8 protein-coding genes and 2 pseudogenes are annotated in these 10,504 nt (G+C 57.1%); 7 read left to right on the forward strand and 3 right to left on the reverse strand.

The features are described from left to right. Positions 1-52 precede the first annotated feature (52 nt). Positions 53-1,150, reverse strand: coding sequence for a glycerol dehydrogenase (locus QMN93_RS22680; protein ID WP_007372185.1), 1,098 nt, complete (start codon positions 1,148-1,150; stop codon positions 53-55). A gap of 560 nt (positions 1,151-1,710) precedes the next feature. Between QMN93_RS22680 and QMN93_RS22685 the strand changes: the two are divergent. Further along, a pseudogene (locus QMN93_RS22685) lies at positions 1,711-1,917 on the forward strand (dihydroxyacetone kinase subunit DhaK); the annotation flags it as partial. A 261-nt stretch (positions 1,918-2,178) separates the two neighbouring features. Here QMN93_RS22685 and QMN93_RS22690 read toward each other — a convergent pair. Then, positions 2,179-3,276: a glycerol dehydrogenase gene (locus QMN93_RS22690; RefSeq protein ID WP_007372182.1), complete on the reverse strand. Its 1,098-nt coding sequence runs from the start codon at positions 3,274-3,276 to the stop codon at positions 2,179-2,181. Positions 3,277-3,832: 556 nt separating this feature from the next. On the opposite strand from QMN93_RS22690, the gene dhaK reads away from it, so the two are divergent. The 4 genes from dhaK (at position 3,833) to QMN93_RS22710 (ending at position 8,699) form a co-directional block, all read left to right on the forward strand. Further along, positions 3,833-4,903 carry a dihydroxyacetone kinase subunit DhaK gene (gene dhaK, locus QMN93_RS22695; protein WP_007372180.1) on the forward strand — a complete coding sequence of 357 codons (1,071 nt, stop codon included), beginning with the start codon at positions 3,833-3,835 and terminating at the stop codon, positions 4,901-4,903. 10 nt (positions 4,904-4,913) lie between these two features. After that, the gene (gene dhaL / locus QMN93_RS22700) at positions 4,914-5,546 is read left to right on the forward strand and encodes a dihydroxyacetone kinase subunit DhaL (RefSeq protein ID WP_007372179.1); all 633 of its coding nucleotides are present in this window, start codon (positions 4,914-4,916) and stop codon (positions 5,544-5,546) included. A gap of 10 nt (positions 5,547-5,556) precedes the next feature. Beyond that, the gene (dhaM, locus tag QMN93_RS22705) at positions 5,557-6,975 is read left to right on the forward strand and encodes a dihydroxyacetone kinase phosphoryl donor subunit DhaM (RefSeq protein WP_007372178.1); all 1,419 of its coding nucleotides are present in this window, start codon (positions 5,557-5,559) and stop codon (positions 6,973-6,975) included. 74 nt (positions 6,976-7,049) lie between these two features. After that, positions 7,050-8,699: a glycerone kinase gene (locus QMN93_RS22710; protein WP_007372177.1), complete on the forward strand. Its 1,650-nt coding sequence runs from the start codon at positions 7,050-7,052 to the stop codon at positions 8,697-8,699. Positions 8,700-8,802: 103 nt separating this feature from the next. On the opposite strand, the gene QMN93_RS22715 is transcribed toward QMN93_RS22710, so the two are convergent. After that, positions 8,803-9,573: a siderophore-interacting protein gene (locus tag QMN93_RS22715; protein ID WP_007372176.1), complete on the reverse strand. Its 771-nt coding sequence runs from the start codon at positions 9,571-9,573 to the stop codon at positions 8,803-8,805. A gap of 239 nt (positions 9,574-9,812) precedes the next feature. Between QMN93_RS22715 and QMN93_RS22720 the strand changes: the two are divergent. Both QMN93_RS22720 and QMN93_RS22725 read left to right on the forward strand, forming a co-directional pair. Continuing rightward, positions 9,813-10,030 (forward strand): annotated as a pseudogene (locus tag QMN93_RS22720) (PadR family transcriptional regulator); the annotation flags it as partial. Positions 10,031-10,078: 48 nt separating this feature from the next. Then, positions 10,079-10,474 carry a hypothetical protein gene (locus QMN93_RS22725; protein ID WP_064732696.1) on the forward strand — a complete coding sequence of 132 codons (396 nt, stop codon included), beginning with the start codon at positions 10,079-10,081 and terminating at the stop codon, positions 10,472-10,474. Positions 10,475-10,504: the final 30 nt, after the last annotated feature.

Consider the following 10,504-nt stretch of genomic DNA (forward strand, 5'->3'; position numbering starts at 1 on the left):
GCAGAGACTGTCAGAGGGGGAGAAGATGCTGGGTAAATTTACCTGTGCCCGATTAACGCGCCAGCCACTGCTGTCCCAGCAGGTCTGCCGTCAAAATAGCGGCATGTACGCTTTCAGGCGTCACCGGGAACGGCATATTGTGAATAGTTTCACCTTCTGCGCAGGTGGCTTTAGCCACGGCCATAATCTTGCCGTCAATGTCGTCTTTCACACCCATTTCCGCTAACGTTACCGGCAGGCCCACTTTCTGACAGAAATTCAGCACGGTTTCGATCTCTTCCATCGGGCTGTTCTGCAGCACCAGCTGCGCCAGCGTACCAAAGGCGACTTTTTCACCGTGGTACAGATGGTGGCACTCTTCCAGAATCGTAAAGCCGTTATGGATGGCATGTGCCCCCGCAAGGCCGCTGCTTTCAAAGCCGATACCGCTGAGGTAGGTGTTGGCTTCGACAATACGTTCCAGCGCATCGGTCACCACGCCAGCCTGGGCGGCTAAGCGTGCCTTTTCGCCTTCCGCCAGCAGGGTATCATAGCACAGGCGCGCCAGGCTCAGCGCCGCCACGGTGGACTGCCCGCCCGCCATGCTGGTCGCCCGAGCGTCATAACAGGCTTTCGCTTCAAACCAGGTCGAGAGCGCATCGCCCATCCCGGCCACCAGCAGACGTACCGGCGCTTTGGCAATAATTGCGGTATCCATCACCACCATATCCGGGTTTTTCGGGTAGATCAGATACTCTTCAAACTCACCCGCTTCGGTATAGATAACGGACAGCGCGCTGGTTGGCGCATCGGTTGAGGCGATGGTCGGGATCACCACTACCGGCAGCTTCTGGTAATAACCAATTGCTTTGGCGGTATCTAACGTTTTCCCACCGCCAATCCCAACCACGCCGCGGCAACCGTGTTTTTTCAGAATGGCAATCAGGCGATTAATTTCAACATGGCTGCATTCACCGTTGAAGCGTTCCGCGTGGCAGCTAATGTCATGGCTGTGCAGGCCATTGAGTACCTTTTCTCCCGCCAGCTTCATGACGAAGTCGTCCGCAATCACGAAAAAGCTGTCCGCCAGATTTTTAGCGTATTGACCAAATAAGGTAGAAGCGTCAGGACCCTGGAGATATTTGGCTGGAGATTGAATAACTTTTAGCATTCCTTTCATCCTCAAATAAGTACATGTTTTTACATGGTGAGCCCTGGCGTTAACCCGTTTAGCCTGATGTTGACGGCGAAAGCGGACGTACCGGAGCGATGTAATAACTGTATGGCGAGGCGTGTACAAAAAAATCTTTCGTCATTTTGTTCTGATATGGAACAGATAAAAATGACATGCGTTTCATATTGGAACGCTTAACCACAAAAATAATGAGATTTGCGATCTCGATCCGTTCCGTTACCGCGAAATTACCGACAAACACGATGATAAATTTCCCCAATTACGCGCCATCCTGGGTAAAGCCCCGCAAAAAAGACTGACTGCGCCGTGTGGCCTGCTCTGATCGCAGGAGGAAAAAGTCGAGCGAGTTCGCATTGTGATGATTTCTCGCCTAATTAAGTTTCATTTCGGAACAAAAAACAGCAATCACGTTTCGTAATGAAACTCATTTTCGTGTTGTTTTTTTCCATGCTGACTTCGCCAGAATCTCTCTATCGCCTCCGCACCATGAACATGCATTCGGGGGTTTGTCTTACACTCAACCTCGAGGAGCCGTTATGTCTCAATTCTTTTTTAATCAACGCCCCCATCTCGTTAGCGACGTGATCGACGGTACAATTATCACCAGCCCGTGGAATAACCTGGCGCGTCTGGAGAGCGATCCGGCCATTCGCATCGTGGTTCGCCGCGACCTTAACAAAAATAACGTGGCGGTGATCTCCGGCGGCGGTTCAGGACACGAACCCGCGCACGTTGGGTTTATTTGCGACGGCAGATCGATTCAAAGGTCAGCCCCTGCGCCTGATGCGGCGCCTGCCAGGTTTCACGCTGCATAAATTTGCTGCAGCGATGCCACGACTGGCTGATAACGGCTGAAACTTCATTTTCCGCACCCTGAGTCTGAGCTGTCATATCCCTTTTCCGCTGGAGTTAACACAGTTAAAACGACAAAACCCTCCGGCAGCGGCTGCCGGAGGGAGGAGTTGATGCCGCAATGCGCCGCGGCATAGAACCTTGTGAAAGACTTAACGCGCCAGCCACTGCTGCCCAAGCAGGTCCGCGGTAAGGATGGCGGCGTAGACGCTATCCGCGGTGACCGGGAACGGCATATTGTGGATGGTTTCGCCTTCCGCGCAGGTGGCTTTCGCCACCGCGTGGATTTTGCTTTCGATACCCTCTTTCACGCCCATCTGGGCAAGGGTGATCGGCAGGCCGACTTTTTCACAGAAGCCCATCACGGTTTCGATCTCTTCCAGCGGGCTATTTTGCAGTACCAGCTGCGCCAGGGTGCCGAAAGCGACTTTTTCGCCGTGATACAGATGGTGGCACTCTTCAAGGATGGTGAAACCGTTGTGAATCGCGTGCGCGCCGGCCAGGCCGCTGCTCTCAAAACCGATACCGCTCAGATAGGTGTTGGCTTCGACAATACGCTCCAGCGCATCGGTCACCACTCCAGCCTGAGCCGCCAGGCGTGCTTTTTCGCCTTCCGCCAGCAGCGTATCATAGCACAGGCGCGCCAGGCTCAAGGCCGCCGCCGTGGACTGCCCGCCCGCCATGCTGGTGGCTCGCGCATCGAAGCAGGCCTTGGCTTCAAACCAGGTGGAGAGCGCATCGCCCATCCCGGCCACCAGCAAGCGTACCGGCGCTTTGGCGATAATCGCCGTGTCCATCACCACCATATCCGGGTTTTTCGGGTAGATCAGATACTCTTCAAACTCGCCCGCCTCGGTGTAGATAACCGACAGCGCGCTGGTCGGCGCATCGGTTGAGGCAATTGTCGGGATCACCACCACCGGCAGCTTCTGGTAATAGCCGATCGCCTTCGCTGTATCGAGGGTTTTCCCGCCGCCGATACCCACCACGCCGCGGCAGCCGTGCTGCTTAAGAATGGCGATCAGGCGGTTGATTTCCGCATGGCTGCACTCGCCGTTAAACCGTTCCGCATGGCAGCTAATATTGTGGCTATGCAGGCCGTTCAATACTTTGTCGCCCGCCAACTTCATCACGAAGTCATCGGCGATAACAAAAAAGCTGTCGGCCAGGTTTTTAGCGTATTCGCCAAACAGCATGGCGGCATCAGGTCCCTGGAGATATTTGGCTGGAGATTGAATAACTTTTAGCATTCCTTTCACCCTCAAATAAGTGCGTATGTTGACACGTGAGCCCAGGCCGTCATGCCGCGGCGCCTGATATCAATGGCGCTTACAGCCACGCTGCCGGAGCGATGCATCCACTGTAGGGCGAGCCGCGGCGAAAAAAATTTTTCCCTTTTTTGTTCTGTTCTGAAACAGATAAAAAAATAATGCGTTTCACATTGAAACAATGTGACTGAGAAAGCGATGGGATTGCGATCGCGATCGGATCATTTTGGCAAAAAAGCCGCTATCGTCTCCCCTCTTTAACGCAGAAAATCGCCTCAATGCGGCACAATGGCGAAAAAAATCATCCTTGCCCCATTTCTGATAGCAGAAAAAAACGGACAAATTATTAGCGCTGGCTCGCATTTCTCCTGTTTATCGGCAATTAATGTTCCATAAAGGAACAAAAATTCTTTTCTACGTTCCGTTATGGAACCAATTTTGACGGCATTTTATTTTGCGCCCGCTCAGCCAGAATCACTACATCGCCGGGCTACCCTTATAGACAGGCGACCTCCCCCTACCCTACGGAGCATAAACAATGAAAAAACTGATTAACCGTGTGGAAGATGTACTGAGTGAACAGCTTATCGGCCTGGCGAAGGCGCATCCTGAACTGACGCTGCACCAGGACCCGGTCTATGTCACCCGCGCTGATGCACCGGTCGCCGGCAAAGTGGCGCTGCTCTCCGGCGGCGGCAGCGGACACGAACCGATGCACTGCGGCTACATCGGCCAGGGCATGCTCTCCGGCGCCTGTCCGGGGGAAATTTTCACCTCGCCGACGCCGGACAAAATGTTCGAATGCGCGATGCAGATTGACGGCGGCGAAGGCGTCCTGCTGATTATCAAAAACTATACCGGCGACATCCTGAATTTTGAGACCGCCACCGAGCTGCTGCACGAAAGTGGCGTTAAGGTTACCACCGTCGTGGTGGATGACGACGTGGCGGTAAAAGACAGCCTCTATACCGCCGGACGCCGCGGCGTCGCCAATACCGTGCTGATTGAAAAACTGGTCGGCGCCGCCGCCGAACGCGGCGACTCGCTGGAAGCCTGCGCTGAACTGGGCCGCCGTTTAAATAACCTTGGTCACTCGATTGGCATCGCGCTGGGCGCCTGCACCGTACCGGCCGCCGGACAGCCCTCCTTTACCCTGAAAGATGATGAGATGGAGTTCGGCGTCGGCATCCATGGCGAGCCGGGTATCGACCGCCGCCGCTTCAGCTCGCTCGACCAAACCGTCGATGAGATGGTCGATACCCTGCTGGAAAACGGCGCATACAGCCGCACGCTGCGCCAGTGGGATAACGTCAAGGGAGCGTGGCAGGAAGTGAAACAGAGCAAAACCGCGCTGCAAAACGGCGATCGGGTTATCGCGCTGGTCAATAACCTCGGCGCCACCCCGCTTTCCGAACTGTACGGCGTTTACAACCGCCTTGCCCAGCGCTGCGAAGCGTCCGGCATTGTGATTGAACGCAACCTCATCGGCAGCTACTGCACCTCGCTGGATATGGCGGGTTTCTCCATCACCCTGCTGAAAGCGGATGATGACACACTGGCGTTATGGGACGCCCCGGTCCATACCCCAGCGCTGAACTGGGGAAAATAAGGAGCACGACATGTCACTGAACAGAACGCAAATCGTCGACTGGCTGTACCGCTGTGGCGACATTTTCACCAAACAGAGCGATTTTCTCACCGGCCTTGATAAAGAGATCGGCGACGCCGACCACGGCCTCAATATGCATCGCGGCTTCAGCAAAGTGGTCGAAAAGCTGCCGTCGATCGCCGATAAAGACATCGGTTTTATTCTCAAGAATACCGGGATGACGCTGCTTTCCAACGTCGGCGGCGCCAGCGGCCCGCTGTTCGGCACCTTCTTTATCCGCGCCGCCCAGGTCACCCAGGCGCATCAGAGCCTGACCCTCGACGAGCTTTATCAGATGATCCGCGAAGGCGCGGACGGCGTCGTCAACCGTGGTAAAGCGGAGCCGGGCGATAAGACGATGTGCGACGTCTGGCTGCCGGTGGTGGAATCCCTGCGTCATTCCAGCGAGCAACATCTGTCTATCCCTGCCGCGCTGGATGCCGCCTGCGAAGTGGCCGAGCGCGCCGCCCACGCCACCATCACCATGCAGGCGCGTAAAGGCCGCGCCAGCTATCTCGGCGAGCGCAGCATCGGGCATCAGGATCCCGGCGCGACCTCGGTGCTGTTTATGGTTCAGATGCTGGCTGCCGCCGCCAAAGAGTAAGGAAATCGCGATGGTAAACCTGGTTATTGTTTCTCATAGCGCCCGGCTGGGCGAAGGTGTCGGAGAACTGGCCCGGCAGATGTTAATGAACGATGGCTGTAAGCTGGCGATCGCCGCCGGGATCGACGATCCCGACAGCCCGATCGGCACCGATCCGATTAAAGTCATGGAGGCGATCGAATCCGTCGCCGATACCGACCATGTTCTGGTGATGATGGATATCGGCAGCGCCCTGCTCAGCGCCGAAACCGCCCTCGATCTGCTCGATCCGGCGATGGCGGCAAAGGTGCGGCTGTGCGCCGCGCCGCTGGTCGAAGGGACGCTGGCGGCCACCGTCAGCGCCGCCTCCGGCGCCGGGATCGACAAAGTTATCGCCGATGCCATGAACGCCCTGGAAGCCAAGCGGGTTCAGCTGGGTTTACCTTCGCACACGCCTGACGCCGCCGCCCCAACGCTTGCTGACGACGGCGATGCTAAATCGGTTTCAGTCATTATTAACAATCACAACGGCCTGCACGTGCGTCCGGCATCAAAGCTGGTCGCCGCGCTGGCGGGTTTTAACGCCGACCTGGTGCTGGAGAAAAACGGCAAATGCGTCACCCCGGACAGTCTGAATCAAATCGCTCTGCTACAGGTGCGCCGCCACGATAAGCTGCGCCTGCTGGCCCGCGGTCCGGACGCCGATGCGGCGCTGGCGGCGTTTCAGGCGCTGGCCGCCGATAACTTCGGCGAGTCGCCGGAGGCGCAGCCGACAGCGGAACCCGCCATACCTGCGCGTGTTGAAGGCGCCGCGATGATTTATCCGCAGGCGCCGATCCAACCGGCGCTCCCCGCCGCCGCCGACATCGCCCGCGAGCAGCAGCGCCTGCGCCAGGCGATCGACCAGACGCTGGCCGATCTCAATGCGCTCACCGAGCTGGCGGAACACAAATTTAACGCCGATATCGCGGCGATCTTCGCCGGTCATCACACCTTGCTCGACGATGAAGATCTGTTTGATGCCGCCAACGATCGCCTGCTCACCGAACAGTGCTCGGCGGAATGGGCGTGGCATCAAGTGCTGATGGAGCTCAGCCAGCAGTATCGTCAGCTGGATGACGCCTATCTGCAGGCCCGTTATATCGATGTCGACGATATTCTGCAGCGCACGCTGCGCCATCTGCAGGGTATTAAGGAGACGCTGCCATTCGCCAGTGAGCCGACGATTATTATCGCCGACAATATTTATCCCTCGACTGTACTCCAACTGGATGCCAGCAAGGTCACCGGCCTGTGCCTGCGCGACGGCAGCGAACAGGCCCACGGCGCGATTATCGCCCGCGCGGCGGGGATCGCCTGGCTATGCCAGCAGGGCGAAGCGCTGAATGATATTCAGCCTGGCGAAGCCATCACGCTCGATATGCGTCTGCAACGTCTTATTCGTCGCTAAATCCACTTTGACCGTTACCACTCCGGGGGCCCGCCTCCGGAGGGTGAGTTTTCGCTTACTGATCAGGAACCACTATGTCTCAATTCTTTTTTAACCAGCGCGCCAGCCTCGTTAACGACGTGATCGAGGGAACCATTATTGCCAGCCCGTGGAACAACCTCGCCCGCCTGGAGAGCGACCCGGCGATCCGTGTAGTGGTACGCCGCGATCTGAATAAAAACAACGTGGCGGTGATTTCCGGCGGCGGCTCCGGCCATGAACCGGCGCACGTCGGCTTTATTGGTAAAGGCATGCTGACCGCCGCGGTCTGCGGCGATCTGTTCGCCTCGCCGAGCGTCGATGCGGTACTCACCGCGATTCAGGCGGTGACCGGCGAGGCGGGCTGTCTGCTGATCGTTAAAAACTACACCGGCGATCGGCTTAACTTCGGCCTCGCGGCGGAGAAAGCGCGCCGTCTTGGCTATAACGTAGAGATGCTGATCGTCGGCGACGATATTTCGCTGCCGGATAACAAACAGCCGCGCGGTATCGCCGGGACTATTCTTGTGCATAAGGTGGCGGGTTATTTCGCCGAGCGCGGCTTCAACCTCGCCACCGTCCTGCGTGAAGCGCAATACGCCGCCAACCATACCGCCAGCATCGGGGTGGCGCTGGCCAGCTGTCACCTGCCGCAGGAAGCGGAAAGCGCGCCGCGCCATCAGCCCGGCCACGCCGAGCTGGGGATGGGCATCCACGGCGAACCGGGAGCCTCGACGATCGCGACCCATAACAGCGCGGAAATCATGCAGATTATGGTAGAGAAGCTGACCGCCGCCCTACCTGAAACCGGCCGCCTGGCGGTGATGCTCAATAATCTCGGCGGCGTGTCGGTGGCCGAGATGGCGATTCTGACCCGCGAGCTGGCCAACACCCCACTCCATGCGCGCGTTGACTGGTTGATTGGCCCGGCTTCGCTGGTAACGGCGCTGGATATGAAAGGCTTCTCGCTGACCACTATCGTGCTGGAAGAGAGCATTGAAAAGGCGCTGCTGTCGGATGTCGAAACCGCCAGTTGGCAGAAGCCGGTGCAGCCGCGGGCTGTTAATATCATGCCGTCCGCGCTCGCCAGCGCACGCGTCGCCTTTACGCCATCGGCCAACCCGCAGGTGGGCGATTACGTGGCGCAGGTGACCAGCACCCTCTCCGGCCTCGAAACCCATCTCAACGCGCTTGACGCCAAAGTGGGCGACGGCGATACCGGCTCCACTTTCGCCGCTGGCGCGCGTGAGATTGCCGCTCTATTGCAACGCCAGCAACTGCCGCTCAATGATTTACCCACGCTGTTCGCGCTAATTGGCGAACGCCTGACGGTGGTGATGGGCGGCTCCAGCGGCGTATTGATGTCGATTTTCTTCACCGCCGCCGGGCAGAAGCTGGAGCAAGGCGCCAGCATGGCGGAAGCGCTGAACGCCGGTCTGGGGCAGATGAAATTTTACGGCGGCGCCGATGAGGGCGACCGGACGATGATTGACGCTCTACAGCCGGCGCTGGCGGCGCTGCTGGCCGAACCGGATAATCTGCAGGCCGCTTTCGCCGCGGCGCAGGCCGGCGCGGATCGCACCTGCCAGTCGAGCAAAGCCGGCGCCGGACGCGCCTCCTATCTCAATAGCGAGAGCCTGCTCGGCAATATGGACCCCGGCGCCCACGCGGTGGCGATGGTGTTTAAGGCGCTGGCGGAACGCTAAGCCTCACCCGGTGGCGCTGCGCTTACCGGGGCGACATAACACCATTGAAAGGTAGCCCGGAGAAGGCGCAACGCGCCGCCATCCGGGTTTACCACACTGCCGATTATTTGCTATGCCAGTACGCCTGCGAACGCACCAGTTGCTGATCGATACTCGGCTCCTCAAAGCGCGCCAGCAGCGATTTCACCACGCCGCCTTCTCCGGTCAGCCAGATAAAATAATCTTCTGACGGCACCTTGACCTGAGCCAGCCGCTCGGCGACGAACGCCGGGTTGTGGCCTACCACCCATTCGATATTAAAGCCGTCGAGATCCGCCAGATAATCTTTATACGAAGCATCCGCGACGGTGACGATGGCCGTCACCTGCGGCGTCACCGGCAGCTGACGTAATCCCAGCAGGCGACGGCGCAGCGCCGGCATGCCCGACTCGTCACAGACATAAAGCTGCCAGGCGTAATCTTCCGGCACCACCAGCGAGCCGCGCGGCCCGCCGATCACCAGCTTATCGCCGATGTTGGCTTCCAGCGCCCAGCGGCTGGCAATACCGCCATCGTGGATATAAAAATCGTAAGCCAGCTCGTGGCGTTCGGCATCGTACAGCGGCGTGTAGTCGCGGGTCGCCGGGCGCACGCCCTCGCCCCAGTTAATGCCTTCGTCGGTCACTTCCGGCGGCGTAAATACGCTGCCCGCCTGCGGGAAAAACAGTTTGGTGTGGTCGTCAAAACCTTGTGAAACAAAGCCATCCAGCGCCTCGCCCCCCAGCACGATCCGCTGGAACGCCTGGCCGATACGCTCAACGCGCAGCACGGTTAATTCGCGAAAACGTAGTTCGTTACGCACGCGCTGTGGGTAGCGTGAGGTGTTTTTTGTCATTTTTTCGCCTTCGTGAAGATAATACGATATATCTAAATTTATTTTTAAATGATAATGATTGCTAATCAAAAAGATTGCAAGCACTTTTTTGATATAGTCAGCTTGAGATTAAACAGCTATCAGCAATCCATAAAAACCATTAATAATCATTAAATTAAACAAAAATTATTTTATAGACTTGCAAGTCGATAAACTTTAGATATAAATTAGATATATCTAAATAACATCAGGAGACGATGATGCAAAACCATCATGAAGGTTGCTGTAAACATACAGAGCACCAACACGAAGGCTGCTGCAAGGGTGAAGGACATCACCACGAAAGCCGCCACAGTGAGCACCATGCAGGCTGCTGCAAAAGTGAAGAGCATCGCCACGCAGGCTGTCACCAGGAACATCACCACGAACAGGGTGCGGACGCCGCCACGGTCGCGGCGGAGGTGGTGGTCGTCGCCAGTGCATCTCCGTCACTAACAACGAAGTCGCTGCCGACGAACAGAAAAAATTGCGCGAACAGGGCTTAAGGCCTGGAGATCCTGATTGGGAAAAGTGGGGGATCTGTGATTATATCACCAAACCACGTGTACAAGCTGCTATCACAGGCAAAACGCCGAATGAACAACCGATTAAGGTCAATTATAGGTTTACAGACGAGTTCCCAATGTCTGACGGTTTTGAGGAAAATGCCGAGTTTTTCACTCTGACCTACGAAGCTGAGAAGTCGGTTAGCCACAACTTGGCCTTTGTTCGCATTGCGCCGTTGCTATGGCTACGCGCGGGTGCGCGCGGCGAACGTATTGAAAAAATACCTACTAAAGGATGGGAAGTGACCGATGCGTACGGTCTACTGCTAGGGAAGGTGCGAATAAGCAGGTCATTTCTTCCCAAGCTGACTCGCTGATTAAAATTTCGCGGATCTGGGCCGATTTTT

The organism is Enterobacter sp. R-1.6.2 (assembly GCF_035064085.1).
GTDB classification, from domain to species: domain Bacteria; phylum Pseudomonadota; class Gammaproteobacteria; order Enterobacterales; family Enterobacteriaceae; genus Enterobacter; species Enterobacter asburiae_B.

Coding starts and splice junctions, on each gene's coding strand:
- QMN93_RS22680 (WP_007372185.1), bottom strand. CDS start 1,150: ATGCTAAAAGTTATTCAATCTCCAGCCAAATATCTCCAGGGTCCTGAC.
- QMN93_RS22690 (WP_007372182.1), bottom strand. CDS start 3,276: ATGCTAAAAGTTATTCAATCTCCAGCCAAATATCTCCAGGGACCTGAT.
- dhaK (WP_007372180.1), top strand. CDS start 3,833: ATGAAAAAACTGATTAACCGTGTGGAAGATGTACTGAGTGAACAGCTT.
- dhaL (WP_007372179.1), top strand. CDS start 4,914: ATGTCACTGAACAGAACGCAAATCGTCGACTGGCTGTACCGCTGTGGC.
- dhaM (WP_007372178.1), top strand. CDS start 5,557: ATGGTAAACCTGGTTATTGTTTCTCATAGCGCCCGGCTGGGCGAAGGT.
- QMN93_RS22710 (WP_007372177.1), top strand. CDS start 7,050: ATGTCTCAATTCTTTTTTAACCAGCGCGCCAGCCTCGTTAACGACGTG.
- QMN93_RS22715 (WP_007372176.1), bottom strand. CDS start 9,573: ATGACAAAAAACACCTCACGCTACCCACAGCGCGTGCGTAACGAACTA.